Genomic DNA, 18,470 nt, shown 5'->3' with positions numbered 1-18,470 from the left:
GGAAGAAAGATTAAATATTACTGGCGTACCACCACCAGCTTCTGATTTACAAATTCTTTGATGCCTAAATCAGACAGCTCGCGACCAAACCCGGAGCGTTTCACCCCGCCGAATGGCAACTCAGCGGCGGTATCCGTCAGCCAGTTGATATAGACCATGCCGGTTTCAATGCGTGACGCCATCTGTTTGGCGCGCTGAATGTTGCGGCTGAAGATGGCTCCGCCAAGGCCATAGTGTGAATCGTTAGCCAGGCGTACCGCTTCTTCATCATTATTCACCACATAAATTTGCGCCACCGGGCCAAAGAACTCGTCATAATAGGCCGGGTTGTCGCGCGTAATGTGCGTCAAAATCGTGGGTTCGAAGAAGTTGCCTTCGCTGTTCGCTGGTTTGCCGCCGAAGTGCAGTTTTGCCCCGTTTTGTACCGCTTCACTCACCTGTTTGCTCAATGTATTGAGCGCCTCTTTCGAGGAGAGCGGACCAAGTGTGGTGCTTTCATCCAGCGGATCGCCCATTTTCACCTGCTGGAAAGCCTCGGTGAACTTACGCAGGAACTGATCGGCAATATCCTGATGAATAATAAAGCGTTTCGCGGCGGTACAGACCTGCCCGGCATTCGCCAGACGCGCTTGCACACCAGTCTCAACCGCGTTTTCCAGATCCGCATCGTCCAGCACGATAAATACGTCGTTACCGCCAAGCTCCAGCGTCGATTTCTTGATGTGTTTCGCCGCCTGAGCCGCCACCGCGCTACCGGCTTTTTCCGATCCGGTCAACGCTGCACCTTGCACACGCGGATCGGCAATGATTGCCGAAACCTGATCGGACGAGATAAACAGGTTCGTCCACGCACCTTCCGGCGCGCCCGCTTCGCGCACCAGCTGCGCAAAGGTTTCTGCGCACTGCGGCACGATGCTGGCATGTTTACAGATAACCGGGTTACCAGCAGCCAGATTTGGTGCCAGTACACGCATCAGCTGGTAATAAGGGAAGTTCCACGGTTCCACCGCCATGATCACGCCGATCGGATGATGCTCCACCCACGCCTCTCCCAGCGCCGTTTCATACTTAACGGGCGCCAGGAATTGTTTCGCGTTATCCGCGTAGTAACGGGCTATCTGCGCGCAAATCTTCACTTCGCTGCGGCTCTGCTCAATTAACTTGCCCATCTCCCGGCTGGCGATTTTCGCCAGTTCTTCCTGCTGGTTTTCCAGCAGATCGGCAAGTTTATGCAGTATCGGCAACCGCTGTTCAATATTTCCCTTAGACCAGGACGAGTGATACAGCGCATCGGCCTGGCGCAGCGCGACCTCGATATCGGCGTCGCTATGATTGGGATACTCTTTAATGAGCTGGTTGTTAAAAGGATTCACTGTCTGGTAAGCCATATTTGTCTCCTTATTTACCGCTTAGGGTAATAAGGGTAGTAAAAACGACCGGGCCTGAAAGTAAAGTTGGGTATATACAGACGTTTCTGATACAGAAAATAAAAAGTAAATAGTGCTTTTATAAATGGCACTAACATTAAAGCTGCAGAAGCATTAGTTATAATAAAAAATGAACATCTTCACTTTATTTTTTCGGACTTCATTTCATTACTTTTCAGTCTATTTACATGTGGATTTCGACTTTATTTCCTGGTGTTTGGTACCTGTTTTGAGTGTGAATGCGTTGGCGCACATCCGCACCGCTAATCACAATCTCTATTGACAAGGACAGCGACCATGACTGTTTTGCAGTCTCTATGGTTTATGTTGAATCACCCCCCTTTAAAAAATAGATTTAACAGTCGGTTAAGTGATAACTCATCCAAAAAAACATTGTAATCTCCGGCAATTCGTTTAGTGGATGACTGGCTGGAGAAAGCGGGTTTTAAAATCGATGCGAAGGTAGGTATTAAGGTGACGAACGGCTGTATTACTATCGCCGCAAAATAATCCCCCCGAGCATCTAATCGGGACCCTGATTATATTGAGCAATATTATTCAAACAATCCAGTATCAGTGCCGATATCGGTAAATACCGCGACTCTCTATCTTTATTGATGCAATAAATTAAAAAAATAACTACCACCGAAATGTTTTTCACGACTAACCAGCAGAAACACTCCACGCATCTGTTCTATGCTTTAAAAAGAGCCATTAACAGGAGGGAACATGAGCATTCGCGGCATCGATCATATTGGTATCACCGTTCCGGATATTGAAGAGGCGACCCGTTTTCTGATTGACGCGCTGGGCGCGGAGCTGATTTATCAATCCGTCGCGCCAGAAGATAAGAACCTTGATAACGAGGCGCAGCAAAAAACGTTACGCCTGGTGCCGGGTACGACGATCACATCCATACGCATGCTCAAACTTCAGCACGGCCCCGGCATCGAACTCTTCGAAATGCACGGGCCAGACCAGCGCGAGCCGCTGCGGGCCAGCGATTTTGGTCTGCAACATTTTGCGGTCTACAGCGATGATATCGGCGCTGCGCTGCAACGCTTTGATACAGCGGGCGGCGAGGTATTTACCACGCCGCAGCCGCTAGGTTTTCCCATGGAGAAAGGCGCAGGAAACTGCTTTTGCTATGGCCGCACGCCCTGGGGCAGCATCGTCGAGTTTATTACCTGGCCCACGCCGATGCCCTATGAACAGGAGACCACGCTGCGCCGCTGGAAGCCATAAAATCAGCCCAGCACATCCTGCACGCAGGCTTTAAACACTTTCACGCCGAGCGCCAGCGCGTCGCGGTCAAAGTGCATCTCCGGGTGATGCAGACCCGGCAGCAGGTTGGCACCGAGCCCCCAGAAACCGCCTTTCACCTGTGGGCGCAGGCGCAGGTAGTGGAAAAAGTCTTCGCTGCCGGGTGTGGATTTTGGCGCGGTCAGCCCCGCATCGCCAAACACGCTGCGAATCGCGCGGGAAACCACCCCGGTTGCCTCGTCATCAATGATCGCCGCAGGCATCTCTTTCAGAATGCGGATCTCAGCCCGTGCGCCGTATGCCGCCGCACTGCTTTCAATCGCGCGCAATACCTGCGGTTTTAGCGCAGCCATGGCGTCGTTTTCCGCCGCACGCAAATCCCAGCACACAACTGCTTTATCAGGAATTGAGTTGGTCACCCCGGCGTCACAGAGAAACCGTGTCGCTTTGGCGCTCCAGGTGAGCGATGGCGCAAGATGAATGCCGTTTACTGCCTGCACTGCGTGGGCGGCGGCGTCCAGCGCGTTCACACCTAAGTGGGGCCGCGCCGCATGTGCCGCTTTGCCGTGGAACACCACTTCCACCGTGGCAGACGCCGAGTAATACATGGCTGGCACCGCCTGGCCCATCGGGCACTCTTCCAGCGGACGCAGGTGGAAACCAAGCAGCATGTCGACATCGTCCAGCACGCCAGCCTCCGTCAGCGCAATCGCCCCGGTACCCAGTTCCTCCGCGGGCTGGAAGATGAACTTCAGCTTGCCTTTTTTTACTACTCCTTCGGCGATCACTTCCTGCGCGGTGGTCAACACCACCGTGGAGTGCCCATCGTGCCCACAGGTGTGGCGCGCGACATGCTCACCGTCAATAATATGCCCGAGCGCATCCATATCGGCGCGCAGCGCCAGCACTGGCCCCGGTTTACCGCTGTCCAGCACCGCGACAATGCCGGTCGTGTTATTGACCTGGCGCGTGACCTGATAGCCCGCCGCCTCCAGTACCCCGGCGATATAAGCGGAGGTTTTATACTCTTCGAACCCGAGTTCCGGGATCTGATGCAGGTAATTAAAATGCTCAAGTGTGCGTGACACGTCTTACTCCTTGGTACTCAGGCAATAACGCGCATAATCAGCATGGCGATTACGGCATTGAGAATGCTGACCGCCATCAGTAACGGCCAGTACTTCTTCGGCACATCGGCAACGCCCAACAGGCGGCCCATATACTGTAGTTGCGAACCCATTAAAAAGATGGCGGGCGCGAGAATGGTGATTTGCCCCATATCAAGCTGGCCTTTGCTCAGCAGGCTGACCGCCACGCCGGTTCCCGCAGAAGACGAAAGCCAGGCGGTGAGCAACACGGTAATCGCTTCTCCCGGCAGGCCGAACAGCCCCATTAACGGCGCGCAAAGATGGCCAATAATCTGCATCACGCCGAGTAAATTGAGCATTTCGGCGATTACGTAGGCCATTAATACATTCGGCATCAGATTATTAATGGCGATATTAAAACCTTTACGCGCACCAATAACGAAAATATCGAACGGATTACCAGAGACTTTTGCGGAATTATTCATTGTCGAAATCTCGCTTATAAACAGTATTTAATGCCAGACGAACCACGGCTGCGCCCACGAATTTAAGGACAAACATTAAAACCAGCGGAACAATAATCGGGATGGTTAATGACGCGAACATCGCTGAGCCAATCGAAAAATAGTTATTGATTAAGCCCGCGCCGGAATATTGCCACGACCCCATAATTACCACGTCTTTACGGGTAATTTTATCGCTGTCGTATAATTCTTTGGTTAAAGCCGCCCCGGCATCGGTACTTTGCAGATCGGTAATCAGCGCCAGCCCCGTATAGCCCGGAATACCCAGCAGCGGTTTAAGCAAGGGTGTCAGCAATTTATGCGCCGCGCGGATCGCGCCGTAATGGGTAAAAATCTCCAGCAACCCCAGCGCCAGCATGACCGTTGGCACCAGCGACAGCGCGAACAGGAAACCGGCCTTCGCGCTGATGCCGCCGCTGCCGATAAAGGTGTTAGTTTCCGGTGTCTTCATCGTGCCGAACGTGCCGCCCAGCGTGGTGAAGTCAAACGCGCCCAGCCACGCCATCCCCTCGACTTTGAAAAAGAAGCCGGAAAAAACCAGCAGAACAATCACTAACGAAATCCAGGCGCCAGGCCCGACTTTCCACTCTTCCGCGTGCTCTTTCGCGGGTTGCTCCAGCGTTTTCGATTCACTCATAACATCTCTCTTTGAAATAATCAGATGACAATGACTTATTACTAAGCAGGATCCGTGCCTGAATAGCCCGACGCTAAAATAAAAACCTTTTACTGCGAATTATTACGCAACAAAAAACCTTCCCGTGAAATACCGAGAATTAAAAGCAAAGTAACTAAAAAATTATTTAATTAAGCATTAAGAACATCCTAATAAAATAATTTCTCACCGTTATCGGGCACCCTTTTGGTGCAGAAATGCAGATTCAGTTTTTCATTTTCTTTCACTCACAAAACAGGGCGGTTAATTTGATTATCACTATTCAATCTGGATGATAAATATCCGCTTATTGATGTTATTGTTGCTTTCAGGTCAACAGTTGAGAAGGAATGTGGCGAATGTTCCAGGACAAGCAGGTGGGTTATTTATATGAAGTGGGTAACCAGGGCGGGATCCGTCGCGCGGCGGATATCCTGGGTGTTAACCCGTCCGTGGTCAGCCGCCAGATCGCGCAACTGGAGCGTGCGCTACAACTTCCGTTGCTGGAGCGGCGCGGGCGTAACGTGGTATTAACCGAAGCGGGACGCCTGCTGGCGGAAGACTATTTTGCCAGCCGCCAGCGACGCGAAAAGCTGGAAAGCCAGTTAAAAGATCTGCGCCATATGCGCGGCGGCACCATCTCGGTGCGCATTGGCGGTGGGCTGATCACCGCCTTTATCGAAGGGGTGATGCGTGAGTTTGCCAAGTCGTACCCGCAGGTTTTTGTCGATATTGTGGTGGGCAGCATGCAGGAGATGCTCAATGACATCGTCAGCGGCGAAGCGGATATGGCGCTGGCCTTTGGCCCAATCGGTTCGCCGGAACTCAAGCGCCACAGCTTTCAGTGGGGGCCGATTTGCGCCGTGGTCTCGCCACAGCACCCTATCGCGCAGCGGCAAAGCATCACCATTGAAGAGCTGGTCGACTATCCATTAATAGCCCTGACGGAAAATTTCGGCCTGCAACGCCATATGAATGCCATGTTCAAAAGCCAGGGTTTGCAATTTCATCCGGCATATCGCTGTAACCAGTTCTCCACCGCGATGGGGCTAAGCCAGGCGGGGCTGGGCATCTCGTTTATGACCGCTTATGCCGCCGCCGATCCCATTCGTCTTGGTGCGCTGGTCGCTGTACCGCTCGATCATCCTGTCGCCAGTAGCGCTCAGTGCCACCTGTTGCGCAGCTCCGACCGGCGTTTTACGCCAGCCGCCCACCATATGTGGCGGCTATTGCATAATGCCTTTCGCGATAAATAAAGGGGTGTGGTATACCAGAAAGCCGACCAGACGAGGCAAAACATGTCGATGACGCGCGATATACAGCAATCATTTTGCCGCCCGCAGGCATTACCCGGCGTTGAGCTGCGCAGCACCTGGCGTAGCCGGCAAGCCTATAAGCGCCATCGCCATGCTGAGCTTTCAATCGGAGCAATTGTTGAGGGGCAAACCCGCTGCCTCTGCAACGGGCAGGAATACCTGCTCCAGCCGGGCGATCTGATGGTCATTCCACCGCACGCGCCTCACAGTTGTAACCCCTTCGCCGGGCAACCACGCAGCTACCATATGCTCTACCTGCCGCATGAAAACAGCCAGCAGCAGGTCATTCGCGACCCTGTGTTATTTCAGTTGTACATGCGTATCGTGGCGTTAATTGAGCGTGACGACTCGCTGCCATTGCCCGCCGCACTATATGCCCTGCTCAGCGCCTTACCTCGCGGTTCGCATCACTGTGCGCCGCTGCGACCCGTAAGCCAGCAGGTGCTGGCAGCGTTAACCCACGATTTGCAGCAACCGCCCACGCTTGATGCGCTGGCCAGCGCTTTTTCCCTGCGCAAAGAAACGCTCATCCGCACCTTCAGGCAGGACACCGGCCTGACGCCGGGCAGCTTTTTGAATATCGCGCGCGTTGAGTTTGCCAAAAGCCGCCTGCGCGCGGGCGATCCCCTGGCGGATGTCGGCTACCAGAGCGGATTTGCCGATCAGAGCCATTTCCACCGGACCTTTGTGAACTACACCGCTGCCACACCGCGCCAGTACGCGTTTGGCCGATCAATATCCGACAATAAATAGCGCCGACGCGCCGCTAAGGTGAACTTCATTTTTTTGTGGAGGTCACTATGGCGTTGTTTCCCACCGCGTTTCCGGCACTGGCACTGGCGCACTTTGTCGCCCTGCTCAGCCCCGGCCCGGATTTCTTTCTGTTAATGGGGTTTGCGATCCGCTATCGCCTGCGCGGCAGCGCCGGGCTGTGCGCGGGCATCGCCGCAGGTAATGCGTTTTATATCCTGATAGTGATTATCGGGGCGAGCGCGCTGCGCCAGTTCACGGGGCTCTTTAGCGCCATTGAACTGCTGGGCGCGATCTATTTGCTGTGGATTGGCTGGCACCTGCTGCACAGCCGCGCGCAGACGCTTAGCGTCAATGAAACCCGTCAGCCGTGCCCGAGCCTGCGGAAACAGTTTTTACTCGGGCTTGGCTCCGCGCTGCTCAATCCCAAAAACGCGCTGTTTTACCTTGCGCTGATGACCGCCCTGCTCGGCCCGGACGTCACGCTGCTCCAGCAGTCGGTGAGCGGCCTGTGGATGGTGATGGTCGTATTAGTGTGGGATCTGGCCGTGGTATCGTTGATTGGCCAGCCCGCCGTGCAAAAGCGGCTGAGGCAAAGTGTGTGGTGGATCGAGCGCGTCGCAGGCGCGGTGTTAATGGTGTTCGGGACGTCGATTTTGTGGAGCATGCTGCGTAATCTGCTTAGGATTTAACCTTTTGCAAGAACCCGGCGTTGGGTTATATGCTTAAACCATGAATAAATTCGCAGAACTTAAGCGCGCCAAGCGTCTGGCGCTGTCGTTGTTGCTGGTTGCGGCCGCGACGTTTATCACCACACTGTTCCTGCCGCCCAACTTCTGGGTAAGCGGGGTGAAAGCCATTGCCGAAGCGGCGATGGTCGGCGCGCTGGCGGACTGGTTCGCGGTGGTCGCGCTGTTTCACCGCGTGCCGTTCCCGTTTATTGCCCGCCATACGGCGATTATCCCGCGTAATAAAGAGCGGATCGGCGACAATCTCGGCCAGTTCGTGCAGGAAAAATTTCTGGACACGCAATCGCTGGTGGCGTTAATTCATCGCCACCAGCCTGCGCAGATGATTGGCGTCTGGTTCAGCCAGCCCGAAAACGCCCAGCGAGTGGGCGTGCATCTGTTGCAGGTGATGAGCGGCTTTCTGGAGATGGCTGACGATAGCCGCATCCAGCGTCTGTTACGCCGCGCGGTGCACAAAGCCATCGACAAAGTGGATCTCACCGAAACCAGCGCGCTGCTACTGGAAAGCCTGACCCGCAATAATCGTCACCAGAAATTACTGGATACCGTCATTGCGCAATTGATCGCCCTGCTGCAACGGCAAAGTAGCCGCGATTTTATTGCCCGCCAGATTGTGCGCTGGCTGAAAACCGATCACCCGATGAAAGCGAAGATCCTGCCTACTGAATGGCTGGGCGAGCAGAGTGCCGACTGGGTTTCCGAGGCGGTCAATTCGCTGCTCGATGATGTCAATGCCGACAGCACGCATCAGATCCGCCAGGCTTTCGATCGCGCGACGATGAAGCTGATCGCCAGTCTGAAAAGCGATCCGGAAATGGCCGAGCGCGCAGAAAACATCAAAGAGTATTTGAAAAACGATGAGACGTTTAACCGCTATGTCGGCGAAATGTGGGCGGATCTGCGTAACTGGATGAAAGCGGATATGCAATCTGACGATTCGCGTATGCAAAAACGCATCACCGACGCGGGCCTGTGGTTCGGCGAAACGCTGCTGGCGGATGGCGCGCTGCGCGCCTCGTTAAATGAACATCTGGAACAAGCCGCGCACCGCGTGGCGCCGGAGTTCGCCGCGTTTCTCACCCGCCATATCAGCGACACGGTGAAAAGCTGGGACGCGCGGGATATGTCGCAGCAAATCGAGCTGAATATCGGCAAAGATCTGCAATTTATCCGCATCAACGGCACGCTCGTCGGCGGAACGATCGGCCTTATTCTCTATTTACTGTCGCAGTTGCCCGCGCTGCTGCACGTTAGCGCTTTCTAATTTGCCAGGAGAAACGATGGCCGACATTACCCTCACCACCAGCGAACGCGAGCAGTTACGCAAAAAATTGCAGACCTATTGTGAGCAGAATTTTGAGCTGGAACTGGAGCAGTTTGACGCCGAATTCTTTATCGATTTCATTGCCGAACAGATTGGCCCGGCTTTTTATAACGCAGGCATCGACGAAGCGATTCGCACACATGCGCTCTACAGCGAGCGCATTCAGGAAGAGATGGATCTCAAAAAAATAATCTGACCTTGCTGAAAATAGTTTTTTCCCCTTTTCATCCGCCGGAGATCAATATTTCCACACTTTTTGCATGCCTATAATGCGGCCTCTTTTCAAACTCTCCCGTGTCACGGGGAAGGAAAATCATGTCGCTTATCACCGCCCTGCCAGATGTTTTTGAACAGTTTTCTGAAGCCCGCCAGAAAGGTTTTCTCACCGTGATGGATCTCAAAGAGCAAGGGATCCCGCTGGTTGGTACCTACTGCACCTTTATGCCACAAGAGATTGCCATGGCCGCCGGCGCGGTAGTGGTTTCCCTCTGTTCCACCAATGATGAAACCATTGAAGAAGCGGAAAAAGACCTGCCGCGCAACCTCTGTCCGCTGATCAAAAGCAGCTACGGCTTTGGCAAAACCGACAAATGCCCCTACTTCTACTTTTCCGATCTGGTGGTGGGTGAAACCACCTGCGACGGCAAAAAGAAAATGTATGAATACATGACGGAATTCAAAGCCGTCCATGTCATGCAGTTGCCGAACAGCGCAGCAGACGCCGCTTCCCGCGCGTTGTGGAAAGCCGAGATCCTGCGCTTACAGCAGGCGATTGAGCAACGTTTTGGTCAGCCGATTAGCGAAGCAGCGCTGCGCGAGGCCATCGCGCTGAAAAACCGCGAGCGCCAGGCGCTGGCGAATTTCTACCGCGTCGGGCAGCTCAATCCACCAGCGATCAGCGGCGCGGATATTCTGAAAGTGGTGTATGGCGCGACCTTCCGCTTTGATAAATCGGCGCTGATCGATGAACTGAACACCACAGCGGCGCGGATCCGCGAGGAGTGGCAAGCAGGTAAACGGCTGGATCCTCGCCCGCGTATTTTAATCACCGGTTGCCCGATTGGCGGCGCGGCGGAAAAAGTGGTGCGCGCCATTGAAGAGAACGGCGGCTGGGTGGTGGGGTACGAAAACTGTACCGGCGCAAAAGCCACCGAGCGCTGCGTCGAGGAGAGCGGCGATGTTTACGACGCGCTGACCGACAAATATCTGGCAATCGGCTGCTCCTGTATATCCCCTAATGATGAGCGCCTGAAACTGCTCAGCCAGATGGTCGACGAATACCAGGCCGATGGCGTTATCGATGTGATTTTGCAGGCCTGCCACACCTACGCGGTGGAGTCGCTGGCGATCAAACGCCATGTCCGTCAGCAGCACAACATTCCCTATATGGCCATTGAAACGGATTATTCGACAGCGGATATCGGGCAGCTCAGCACCCGCGTCGCCGCGTTTATCGAGATGTTATAAGGAGCGGGCGTGACGTTTACCGTGGGTATTGATTCCGGCTCGACCACCACCAAAGGCATTTTGCTCCAGGGCGAGACGATTGTGCGGCGCTTCCTGTGCCCGACCTCGTTTCGCCCGGCGACATCAATTGTCGAGGCATGGGAAACCCTGTGCGAAGGGCTGGGTGAAAAACCCTTTCTGACGCTGACCGGTTACGGGCGGCAACTGGTCGATTTCGCCGATAAACAGGTTACCGAAATCTCCTGCCACGGCCTCGGCGCACGTTTGTTGCTCGCGCAAACACGTACGGTGATCGACATCGGCGGTCAGGACAGCAAAGTGATCGCGCTGGATGAACAGGGCAATCTCACCGATTTTCTGATGAATGACAAATGCGCCGCCGGAACCGGGCGTTTTCTGGACGTTATCTCGCGCACGCTGGGTACGCAGGTGGAGCACCTGGACGCCATCACCGACGGCGTGGAGCCGCATCCGCTAACCAGCATGTGTACGGTGTTTGCCGAATCCGAAGTGATCAGCCTGCGTTCGGCAGGTATCGCACCGGAAGCGATTCTCGCCGGGGTGATCAACGCCATGGCGCGCCGCAGTGCGCATTTCATCTCGCGGCTTTCCACGCAAGGGCCATTGCTGTTTACCGGTGGCGTCAGCCACTGCACCACTTTCCGCCGCATGCTGGCCGGGCATCTGGCCAGCGATGTTTTTACGCATAACGACGCCCAGTACGCGGGCGCGTTGGGCGCGGCGTTAATCGGCCAGCGGCAGAGGAAACGCTAATGGCGGAATACCTATTGCTGTTCCACACCACACCCGGCGTGCTGCAAACGCGCAAAGCGATGCAGTCGGCGGGGATCGCTTTTCGCGTGCAGGATATTCCGCGCCAGCTCAAAGGCGGCTGCGGATTATGCATCCGTTTTCACAGCGAAGCGGATGTGGTTAATCAGTGGCTGATACCGAATGTCACCGAGGCGGTTTATCGCTGTGACGGTGACGAATTCACGCGAGTGGGATAACGAGCGGGCGCTGCAGACGACCTGTAAAACCGAGTCTGCACAGTGGCTTAGGCCCGATAACCACCGCATTTTTGGGCGCATTCCCGCTTACTGTTCCTCAATCACAAACCGTGTGGCGTCGAAGCGATTCAGGATCAGGTGTACCAGATAGATCATCGTTAGCGTCGCCAGCAGCGCCACCGTCACGGAAGCGATGCGATAGAGATCGCTGAACACTAAATCCGTATCCGGGTGCAGGTTCTGTCCAAACATGATGCCGATGGTGGTTACACTGGCAAAACCGACGCCCGCGCCAACTTTCTCCATCACATGCAGCCGCGCGCTGAACGCCAGCCCGAGGCCAATCAACGGCATCATCAGCAGCATATGGCTACTGTGGTTGTAGAGGATCAACTGCACCAGCAGGATATAGAGACAGGCGAGCACCACGCCGACCACGCGCCACACAGAGCTCATCACCGCGCCGCGATAATGCATCGGGAACAGGATCAAGATCCCGGCCATCAGCGCGGATAACGAATCGCTCAGATCGCTCAGTTGAAAAACCACAAAGATCATCGTCGCCACAGTGCCGGAGAGCAGCGATTCGTGGCGCACGCGCGCGGCGTTTTTCTCGATCATCGGCGGACGGGTGCGCGGCTCGACATCCGGGATCAAATAGTTCATCAGCGCACTCAGCGCCACCGCCATGATGCTGGCTTCAATATTGGAAAACAGTAGCGTGTGCCAGTCGCTTGAGGGGTAGCTCATAAAGTTGAGCATCGTACTCTGACAAACCACGCCCGCCGAGCCAAACAGAAATAGCGCACCTTTGCTCATAAAGCGAAAACGCATCACGTACAGCGCAAACACCACCAGTGTCATGATCACCGGCCAACGTGACAAATAGCCGATGATAAACACCATTTCGATACAATTAATCACTGCGCTGAAGATGAACTGTTTCGCCACATGCCGATTAAATACTGGCACCAGTGACAGCAACATCACCGGATAGACGACATAAAACACACCGTACTGGGTGTTATAAAAACTCGATACGCTGAGCGCTATCATCCCGGCAAAAACGATGCGCAGCGTCTGGCGAAAGTCATTCGCCGTGTAAACGATATTGCCGTGGGGCGTGAAAACCCGCGCCAGCGTATTAATAGACATAGTGCAACAGGCTCACGAGATGGATTTGCAGGCCCGAGAAGAAGCGCGCAAACACCCCTTCGCTGTTATACAACTGTACCGTGGCGCGCGCACCGGTCGGGAGTTCTTTCGGCAACGATTCATCCAGTGCGACGTGGATGCGCATACGCTGTGCGTCACGCACCCAGCGGTTAGAGGTTTGCGGCTCTGAAAGCTCGCCGTTCACCGCCTGTTGTCCGGCCAGTACCCCGGCATCGCTGCTGGTGACATGCGCTTTGAATACATGGCCCGGCAGCGCATCAAACACCACCGCCGCATCGGTGCCAACGCGCGTATGACGCAGGCTCTTCTCACGAAAATCCGCCACGATATCGGTTTTATCATGCACCAGTGCCAGTGCGGCATTTCCGGTCACGGCATAAAATCCGGGGCTTAATTGCAGGTTACTTACGGTGCCATCGGCTTCGGCGCGAACCTGCGTCCAGCCCTGATTCAGTTGTGCCTGTTGCAGGGCATTGCGGTATTTTTGCAGCGTCACGTTGCGGGCGTCATCGCGATCGCCGCGTTCAATATTTAGTGCATTAATCGAGGCATTCAGATTGTTCACCGACTGCACGCTGCTCTGCCAGGTGGTGCGCACTTTATCAAGGTCAGACTGCGAAACATTGTGAGTAGCACTCAGGTTCTGATAGCGCTCAAAGGTCACCCGATCGTTTTGCGCGGTAAGCTGCGCCGTCTTCAGGCTGGCCTGCGCGGCAACGATTTGCGCATCCAGTTGTTGATTAGTGAGCTTTGCTTGCGCCAGCGCGATTTGCGCGGCTTCCACCTGGTTGTTAAACGGCGTGGCATCCAGTTCGAACAGCAGATCGCCCTTCTTCACCAGGCTGTTATTTTGTACGTACACTTGCGCGACATAACCGGAAACGCGGGCGGAAACCGGCGTGACCACGCGCATCACGGTGGAGTCCGGGGTCAGCGGGATCCAGATATCGGCAACGATAAAATAGACAAACATCAGCAGGAAAGAGGCAATACTCACCCTTACCCAGCGGGCAAACTTTTGTTCTGGCGTCATGATTTTCTTATTCGGTTTGGTTGTCTTCTTCGCGCATCGTACGCAAATTACAGGCGATTTGATTCAATGTGTCGCTAAAGGCGAGCAGCTCTGCTGGCGGAATATTTTCCGCAGCCCGCAACTGGCAGGCTTCGATCACTTGCGTGATTTTACCCAGCATATGCGTCCCCCCGGCGGTGAGCGCCAGCAGTCGAATGCGTTTGTCGTACGGCGATGTCGTACGCACAATCAGCCCCTGTTTTTCCAGCTGTGTCAGCGTGCGCATCAGCGGCGGCAGCTCAATGCCCTGCACTTCCGCCAGTTCGCTGACGGAGACGTTATCCCCTAACTGGTGAAGCTGCATCAGTACCGTCCAGCCCGACTGCGTGATGCCCGTGTCGCTCAATGCGTGATCGATAGTGGCACGCCACTGACGCACAACCATCGCCATGCGCATACCCAGCGGTCGGCGGGCGAACAGTTCATCTTCAGTCATCCCGATCCCCTCGTTTCACAGGCGGGGTACGATAATAGTTATCATGGTAAGTATCAAGAAACGAGGATGGCAAAGAGCATAGATTGCGAAAGCCTAATCAAAAAACACCATCCCCTTGTACGGTTTCTCACGGCACGCCTTCAACCGCCGGGCAAGGTTGCCGACATGTGCTTCGAGCTTGTGCCCGTCGGGATCGAGGAAATACCAGGAGTCTCCTTCGCTTTTGTTCACTTTCCAGCTCACCACGCCAGCCTGCTCAAGGCGGGTGACAAAGCGGACGAAATCGCGCTCATCAACGCTGAACGCATAATGGGTGTAGTCACTTTGTGTTGGCGGTACATACTGACGCTGCGCGTCGACAGATAAGCAAAGCCACAACTCGCCACAGGTGAGATAAGCGCCATTATCCCAGCGCGCATGGAGTTTCAGACCAAGAAGTTGATGATAAAAATCGACGCTGCGGGCAAGGTCGCTAACCGCCAGGGTCAGGTGGTTAAGGCTGTTTAACATGCTTTGCACTCCGGCCTGAAAAAGAAAAACGCTGCACCTGGCAAAAGTGCTGAATGCAGCGTTTATCGGGCTGCGAATTACTTCGCCTCTTTCACTTCCGAAACGAATTCTGGTAAGTCCCAGGTGCCGCCCGCACGCACATAGCGGCACATGCCGGAGGTGGATTCGCTGCTCTTGCGGAAGGTTTCACCGTCCCAGACCCACTCTGCCGAAGCCCAGCAGTCGCCAATGCCGCGACCACGCTGGCCCAACGAGATCACGCCATCGCTGTAGTCAGACGCGGAGTTAGTTATAAATTGCGGCGTTCCCTTCAGCGCTTTATCCACCACCCAGTAGCCATAACCTTCGTTGTACGCCCCGCGCCAGCAAAGAGTGGAGATCAGCACCTGTTTGCCATCCAGCGGTGTCAGGGTAATGTCGTTATCACCGTCGATAACCGGTTCCTGCGGGGAGACAAGGCGGTCACACTCGTTACCGCTGGTGAGTGCCGCCAGCAAACGCGGTTTCAGCGCTGCGGTTTCGGCTTTGGTGAGCGTGCGATCTTCGCCGCCTTTCACTTCCACCGCCTGGATCACCGGTGCAGCAACCGCAGGCGTCACCGAACTCTCCGCTTTATCGCCCTTTTTACTCAGCGCGCCAGGTGTGCCCACGCGCCCTTGCACGTCATCAAATTTCAGCAACACGGCGTATGCGCCGTCGCCGGAGAGCACAAACGGTTTCGCGCCGCCTTTGAATTCAACTTTACCGCTACCTTTCACGGCATCGATCATGCTGCGCGCCTGCGCATCAGATAAACGCCAGCTATCGTTATCCTCGGTAGCGATCTCGCCCTGTGATTTACCATCGATCCACAGGCTGAGCGCTGCCTGTTGCGTGGTTTCATCGGCGTCCATTTCTGCCAGCACCACATCAACGGTCACCGGCGTGTCAGGACCGGCTTTTCGCGTAATCAACACCGAACCGCTGGACTCTTCTTCCGCGCTGTAACCTGCGGCACGGCAGGTCAGAGTGTTATCGCACACCACTTCCCAGTCTTTATGGTCAAACGAGACGCCGCTTTGCTCCGCCAGCACGGGCGCACTTAGCGTTGCTGTCATCACCAGCGCCGCTTTGATACTGCTTTTCATGCCATCACTCCATAATGAGAAATGCGCACAGTGTGCAGAAATTATGTGTCAGGGAGAAGTGTATTTTGGCGGGCGTGAAGAGAAAAAAGGCGAGAAAAAATTCTCGCCTCAAGGTCGCTAACAAACTTAATCCAGATTCAGTTCGCCGTAGGATTTCACCACGCGGGAAACGATGCCGTAATCAATGGCTTCTTTGGTGTTCATCCAGTAGTTACGGTCGGTATCCTGCTTCACTTTGTCTACCGGCTGGCCGGTCGCTTCAGCGATCATGCGGTTAACGCGCTCCAGCGTGCGGATGATCTCTTTCGCTTCGATTTCAATGTCGCTTGCCTGACCGCGAACGCCGCCCAGCGGTTGATGGATCATAAAGCGGGTGTTCGGCAGCGAATAACGGTGCTCTTTTTTCGCCGCCAGAAGGATGGTGATCCCGGCGCTTGCCACCCAACCGGTGCCGATGATGTGCACTTCCGGGGTGATGAATTTAATCATGTCATGAATGGTATCTGCCGCTTCAACATGACCGCCCTGGCTGTTGAGATAGATCTTAATCGGCGCATCGCTGATACCCTGCAACAGCAGTAACTGAGTGACTACTTTTTCTGTCAGCGCCTGGTTGATCTCGCCAGAGATAATGATCGAGCGGGCATCCAGCAGTTTTTGCTGCATCAGTTGCGAGACGTTACCGGTCTCTTTCTCTTTTTTCTCGTCGTCTTCGTTCATAAAGTGCATGCGCTTTCTCCCCTTCAGGTTGTGGAGCTAAGCATAGCCCAACGCCGGTTGGGCGGAAATAACAAGATGTTATCTCCGCGCGTTATCGCACTTATCACAGTTCACTGCGGCGTAACCCCAGGTCTTTTAGCTGCTCGTCGCTTAATGCGCGCAGCAGCCGCCGCGTTTTTACGCGCTCACGCAGCCGTTGCAGTTTGCGCCAGAGTAAAACAAACCCTAAAAACGGGCGGTTGGGTCGATTTTCAAAAAATTCCATGATGCTCTCCTCGCCTGAAAAGAGCTCTATCTTCGCCGTTCTCGCCCATTACAATACAGATTCAGAAATCACTTTTCTTTAACATACAGATCGCTTAAAACAAGGTCTGAATCGCGAATTTCACCCTAATCTGTACTGGTTATTAAATCTGTATGGTGAATTTTAAGGATACAGCATGACACGTTACCAACATCTGGCCACGCTGCTGGCAGAACGCATTGAACAGGGATTGTATCGTCACGGCGAAAAACTGCCGTCAGTGCGCAGCCTGAGTCAGGAGCACGGCGTGAGTATCAGCACCGTGCAGCAGGCTTACCAGGTGCTGGAAAGCCTGCAACTGATAACGCCTCAGCCGCGTTCCGGCTACTTTGTTGCGCCGCGAAAGGCAAAACCGCCAGTGCCCGCGATGTCGCGCCCGGTACAACGGCCAGTGGAAGTCACGCAGTGGGATGAAGTGCTGACGCTGCTCGACGCACGCACCGATAAAGCGATTGCTGCGTTTGGTGGCGGCGCGCCGGATATCACCCAGCCCACGCTTAAACCGCTGTGGCGCGAGATGAGCCGTATCGCCCAGCACCAGGTGATGGAGGCGTTAAGCTACGACACGCTGCCGGGCCGCCTTGAACTGCGTGAACAAATCGCCCGGCTGATGCTGGACGGCGGCGCATCGGTCAGCGCCGACGATATTGTCATCGCCAGCGGTTGCCATCCGGCGCTGGCGCTCGCTTTGCTGGCGGTGTGTCAGCCGGGGGATATTGTCGCCGTTGAATCCCCCTCGTATTACGGCACGATGCAATTGCTGCGTGGTTTGGATATTAAAGCCATTGAAATTCCGACCGATCCCGAAACCGGCATCAGCGTGGAAGCCCTGGAGCTGGCGCTGGAACAGTGGCCCATTAAGGGCGTGATTCTGGTGCCGAACTGCAATAACCCGCTCGGCTTTATCATGCCGGACGCGCGGAAAAAGGCCGTGCTGGCGCTGGCGCAGCGCCACGACATCGTGATTTTTGAAGACGATATTTACGGCGAGCTGGCAGCCGAATACCCGCGTCCCAGCACGATAAAATCCTATGATATTGATGGCCGCGTGCTGCTGTGCAGCTCTATCACCAAAACCGTGGCGCCGGGACTGCGCGTCGGCTGGATTGCGCCAGGGCGTTATCTGGATCGGGTGCTGCATAAAAAATATGCCGCCATCGGCACCAATGTGCCAGGAACACAACTGGCCGTTGCGGCGTTTATTCGCGACGGTCATTACCATCGGCATGTGCGGCGTATGCGCCAGGTTTATCAGCAGCAACTGGAAACTTACACCTGCTGGGTACGCCAGTATTTTCCCTGCGGTATCTGCGTGACACGCCCGCAAGGCGGTTATTTACTGTGGGTCGAGTTGCCGGAAACCGTCGATATGGTCTGTGTTTCCCGCGCGCTGTGCCGCCTGAAAATCCAGATTGCGCCCGGCTCGTTATTTTCCGCGTCTGGCAAGTACCGTAACTGCCTGCGTCTGAATTGCGCCCTGCCACTGACCGACGCCAATCGCGAGGTGATCAAACAGTTGGGCGAGGCAATTCATAACGCGCTGGAGGCGTGA

The 18,470-nt window shown here is 54.9% G+C and carries 22 protein-coding genes; 11 read left to right on the top strand and 11 right to left on the bottom strand.

The window, feature by feature from the left end; translation table 11 throughout:
• Positions 1 to 17: 17 nt before the first annotated feature.
• On the bottom strand, positions 18 to 1,388 hold the full coding sequence (locus DFO56_RS09050; RefSeq protein WP_045510107.1) for an NAD-dependent succinate-semialdehyde dehydrogenase: 1,371 nt from the start codon (positions 1,386 to 1,388) through the stop codon (positions 18 to 20).
• Positions 1,389 to 1,835: 447 nt separating this feature from the next.
• Between DFO56_RS09050 and DFO56_RS25140 the strand changes: the two genes are divergently transcribed.
• Together DFO56_RS25140 and DFO56_RS09040 are read left to right on the top strand one after the other, a co-directional pair.
• The gene (locus DFO56_RS25140) at positions 1,836 to 1,937 is read left to right on the top strand and encodes a SymE family type I addiction module toxin (protein WP_072051636.1); all 102 of its coding nucleotides are present in this window, start codon (positions 1,836 to 1,838) and stop codon (positions 1,935 to 1,937) included.
• A 219-nt stretch (positions 1,938 to 2,156) separates the two neighbouring features.
• Positions 2,157 to 2,672, top strand: a complete 516-nt coding sequence (locus DFO56_RS09040; protein ID WP_045510110.1) for a VOC family protein — start codon at positions 2,157 to 2,159, stop codon at positions 2,670 to 2,672.
• A gap of 2 nt (positions 2,673 to 2,674) precedes the next feature.
• On the opposite strand, the gene DFO56_RS09035 is transcribed toward DFO56_RS09040, so the two are convergent.
• Genes DFO56_RS09035 through DFO56_RS09025 form a run of 3 tightly spaced genes read right to left on the bottom strand, consistent with a single transcriptional unit; the run spans position 2,675 to position 4,939 of the window.
• Positions 2,675 to 3,778, bottom strand: a complete 1,104-nt coding sequence (locus DFO56_RS09035; protein WP_045510113.1) for a M20 peptidase aminoacylase family protein — start codon at positions 3,776 to 3,778, stop codon at positions 2,675 to 2,677.
• Between the two features lie 17 nt (positions 3,779 to 3,795).
• Entirely contained in the window at positions 3,796 to 4,263 is a 468-nt protein-coding gene (locus DFO56_RS09030; protein WP_020456432.1) for a YjiG family protein, read from the bottom strand.
• Complete coding sequence (locus DFO56_RS09025) at positions 4,256 to 4,939, bottom strand: nucleoside recognition domain-containing protein (protein ID WP_020456431.1); 684 nt, start codon at positions 4,937 to 4,939, stop codon at positions 4,256 to 4,258. Before DFO56_RS09025 ends, DFO56_RS09030 begins: the two co-directional genes overlap by 8 nt.
• 377 nt (positions 4,940 to 5,316) lie before the next feature.
• Here DFO56_RS09025 and DFO56_RS09020 point away from each other — a divergent pair, with 377 nt between their 5' ends.
• The 8 genes from DFO56_RS09020 (at position 5,317) to DFO56_RS08985 (ending at position 11,573) form a co-directional block, all read left to right on the top strand.
• Positions 5,317 to 6,213, top strand: a complete 897-nt coding sequence (locus DFO56_RS09020) for a LysR family transcriptional regulator (RefSeq protein ID WP_020456430.1) — start codon at positions 5,317 to 5,319, stop codon at positions 6,211 to 6,213.
• A 42-nt stretch (positions 6,214 to 6,255) separates the two neighbouring features.
• A complete protein-coding gene (locus DFO56_RS09015; protein WP_045510116.1) occupies positions 6,256 to 7,026 on the top strand; it encodes an AraC family transcriptional regulator in 771 nt (256 codons plus the stop codon).
• Positions 7,027 to 7,073: 47 nt separating this feature from the next.
• On the top strand, positions 7,074 to 7,715 hold the full coding sequence (locus DFO56_RS09010; RefSeq protein WP_020456428.1) for a LysE family translocator: 642 nt from the start codon (positions 7,074 to 7,076) through the stop codon (positions 7,713 to 7,715).
• A 40-nt stretch (positions 7,716 to 7,755) separates the two neighbouring features.
• Positions 7,756 to 9,036 carry a DUF445 domain-containing protein gene (locus DFO56_RS09005; protein ID WP_017457801.1) on the top strand — a complete coding sequence of 427 codons (1,281 nt, stop codon included), beginning with the start codon at positions 7,756 to 7,758 and terminating at the stop codon, positions 9,034 to 9,036.
• 16 nt (positions 9,037 to 9,052) lie between these two features.
• Entirely contained in the window at positions 9,053 to 9,292 is a 240-nt protein-coding gene (locus DFO56_RS09000; RefSeq protein WP_020456426.1) for a DUF2164 domain-containing protein, read from the top strand.
• Positions 9,293 to 9,411: 119 nt separating this feature from the next.
• Positions 9,412 to 10,563 (top strand): double-cubane-cluster-containing anaerobic reductase, encoded by a 1,152-nt coding sequence (locus DFO56_RS08995; RefSeq protein ID WP_045510121.1) that lies wholly within the window; start codon positions 9,412 to 9,414, stop codon positions 10,561 to 10,563.
• Between the two features lie 9 nt (positions 10,564 to 10,572).
• Complete coding sequence (gene yjiL / locus DFO56_RS08990; protein ID WP_045510125.1) at positions 10,573 to 11,337, top strand: putative 2-hydroxyacyl-CoA dehydratase activator YjiL; 765 nt, start codon at positions 10,573 to 10,575, stop codon at positions 11,335 to 11,337.
• Positions 11,337 to 11,573 (top strand): DUF3343 domain-containing protein, encoded by a 237-nt coding sequence (locus DFO56_RS08985; RefSeq protein WP_045510128.1) that lies wholly within the window; start codon positions 11,337 to 11,339, stop codon positions 11,571 to 11,573. The genes yjiL and DFO56_RS08985 overlap by 1 nt, the downstream gene beginning before the upstream one ends.
• 87 nt (positions 11,574 to 11,660) lie before the next feature.
• Here DFO56_RS08985 and DFO56_RS08980 read toward each other — a convergent pair whose 3' ends face one another.
• From DFO56_RS08980 to DFO56_RS08950, 7 genes are all read right to left on the bottom strand, one after another.
• Positions 11,661 to 12,728 (bottom strand): DUF2955 domain-containing protein, encoded by a 1,068-nt coding sequence (locus DFO56_RS08980; protein ID WP_045510130.1) that lies wholly within the window; start codon positions 12,726 to 12,728, stop codon positions 11,661 to 11,663.
• Positions 12,718 to 13,785: an HlyD family secretion protein gene (locus DFO56_RS08975; protein ID WP_114413858.1), complete on the bottom strand. Its 1,068-nt coding sequence runs from the start codon at positions 13,783 to 13,785 to the stop codon at positions 12,718 to 12,720. Before DFO56_RS08975 ends, DFO56_RS08980 begins: the two co-directional genes overlap by 11 nt.
• A 4-nt stretch (positions 13,786 to 13,789) precedes the next feature.
• Positions 13,790 to 14,257 (bottom strand): MarR family transcriptional regulator, encoded by a 468-nt coding sequence (locus DFO56_RS08970; protein WP_020456420.1) that lies wholly within the window; start codon positions 14,255 to 14,257, stop codon positions 13,790 to 13,792.
• A 93-nt stretch (positions 14,258 to 14,350) separates the two neighbouring features.
• Positions 14,351 to 14,767 (bottom strand): FosA family fosfomycin resistance glutathione transferase, encoded by a 417-nt coding sequence (locus tag DFO56_RS08965; protein ID WP_045510135.1) that lies wholly within the window; start codon positions 14,765 to 14,767, stop codon positions 14,351 to 14,353.
• Positions 14,768 to 14,844: 77 nt separating this feature from the next.
• Positions 14,845 to 15,894 carry a DUF1176 domain-containing protein gene (locus DFO56_RS08960; protein WP_045510137.1) on the bottom strand — a complete coding sequence of 350 codons (1,050 nt, stop codon included), beginning with the start codon at positions 15,892 to 15,894 and terminating at the stop codon, positions 14,845 to 14,847.
• Positions 15,895 to 16,020: 126 nt separating this feature from the next.
• Positions 16,021 to 16,614, bottom strand: coding sequence for an ATP-dependent Clp protease proteolytic subunit (locus tag DFO56_RS08955; RefSeq protein WP_370447804.1), 594 nt, complete (start codon positions 16,612 to 16,614; stop codon positions 16,021 to 16,023).
• A 103-nt stretch (positions 16,615 to 16,717) separates the two neighbouring features.
• Entirely contained in the window at positions 16,718 to 16,879 is a 162-nt protein-coding gene (locus DFO56_RS08950) for a DUF1127 domain-containing protein (RefSeq protein WP_020456415.1), read from the bottom strand.
• Between the two features lie 175 nt (positions 16,880 to 17,054).
• Between DFO56_RS08950 and DFO56_RS08945 the strand changes: the two genes are divergently transcribed.
• Positions 17,055 to 18,470 (top strand): PLP-dependent aminotransferase family protein, encoded by a 1,416-nt coding sequence (locus DFO56_RS08945; RefSeq protein WP_020456414.1) that lies wholly within the window; start codon positions 17,055 to 17,057, stop codon positions 18,468 to 18,470.

The organism is Kosakonia sp. AG348 (assembly GCF_003337365.1).
Taxonomy (GTDB): Bacteria; Pseudomonadota; Gammaproteobacteria; order Enterobacterales; family Enterobacteriaceae; genus Kosakonia.
This window is presented reverse-complemented; position numbering and strand designations above follow the sequence as displayed.

Excerpts from the sequence above, each read along its gene's own strand:
- DFO56_RS09050 (WP_045510107.1), bottom strand. The coding sequence starts at position 1,388 with ATGGCTTACCAGACAGTGAATCCTTTTAACAACCAGCTCATTAAAGAG.
- DFO56_RS09040 (WP_045510110.1), top strand. The coding sequence starts at position 2,157 with ATGAGCATTCGCGGCATCGATCATATTGGTATCACCGTTCCGGATATT.
- DFO56_RS09030 (WP_020456432.1), bottom strand. The coding sequence starts at position 4,263 with ATGAATAATTCCGCAAAAGTCTCTGGTAATCCGTTCGATATTTTCGTT.
- DFO56_RS09025 (WP_020456431.1), bottom strand. The coding sequence starts at position 4,939 with ATGAGTGAATCGAAAACGCTGGAGCAACCCGCGAAAGAGCACGCGGAA.
- DFO56_RS09020 (WP_020456430.1), top strand. The coding sequence starts at position 5,317 with ATGTTCCAGGACAAGCAGGTGGGTTATTTATATGAAGTGGGTAACCAG.
- DFO56_RS09015 (WP_045510116.1), top strand. The coding sequence starts at position 6,256 with ATGTCGATGACGCGCGATATACAGCAATCATTTTGCCGCCCGCAGGCA.
- DFO56_RS09010 (WP_020456428.1), top strand. The coding sequence starts at position 7,074 with ATGGCGTTGTTTCCCACCGCGTTTCCGGCACTGGCACTGGCGCACTTT.
- DFO56_RS09005 (WP_017457801.1), top strand. The coding sequence starts at position 7,756 with ATGAATAAATTCGCAGAACTTAAGCGCGCCAAGCGTCTGGCGCTGTCG.
- DFO56_RS09000 (WP_020456426.1), top strand. The coding sequence starts at position 9,053 with ATGGCCGACATTACCCTCACCACCAGCGAACGCGAGCAGTTACGCAAA.
- DFO56_RS08995 (WP_045510121.1), top strand. The coding sequence starts at position 9,412 with ATGTCGCTTATCACCGCCCTGCCAGATGTTTTTGAACAGTTTTCTGAA.
- DFO56_RS08985 (WP_045510128.1), top strand. The coding sequence starts at position 11,337 with ATGGCGGAATACCTATTGCTGTTCCACACCACACCCGGCGTGCTGCAA.
- DFO56_RS08980 (WP_045510130.1), bottom strand. The coding sequence starts at position 12,728 with ATGTCTATTAATACGCTGGCGCGGGTTTTCACGCCCCACGGCAATATC.
- DFO56_RS08970 (WP_020456420.1), bottom strand. The coding sequence starts at position 14,257 with ATGACTGAAGATGAACTGTTCGCCCGCCGACCGCTGGGTATGCGCATG.
- DFO56_RS08965 (WP_045510135.1), bottom strand. The coding sequence starts at position 14,767 with ATGTTAAACAGCCTTAACCACCTGACCCTGGCGGTTAGCGACCTTGCC.
- DFO56_RS08960 (WP_045510137.1), bottom strand. The coding sequence starts at position 15,894 with ATGAAAAGCAGTATCAAAGCGGCGCTGGTGATGACAGCAACGCTAAGT.
- DFO56_RS08955 (WP_370447804.1), bottom strand. The coding sequence starts at position 16,614 with ATGAACGAAGACGACGAGAAAAAAGAGAAAGAGACCGGTAACGTCTCG.
- DFO56_RS08950 (WP_020456415.1), bottom strand. The coding sequence starts at position 16,879 with ATGGAATTTTTTGAAAATCGACCCAACCGCCCGTTTTTAGGGTTTGTT.
- DFO56_RS08945 (WP_020456414.1), top strand. The coding sequence starts at position 17,055 with ATGACACGTTACCAACATCTGGCCACGCTGCTGGCAGAACGCATTGAA.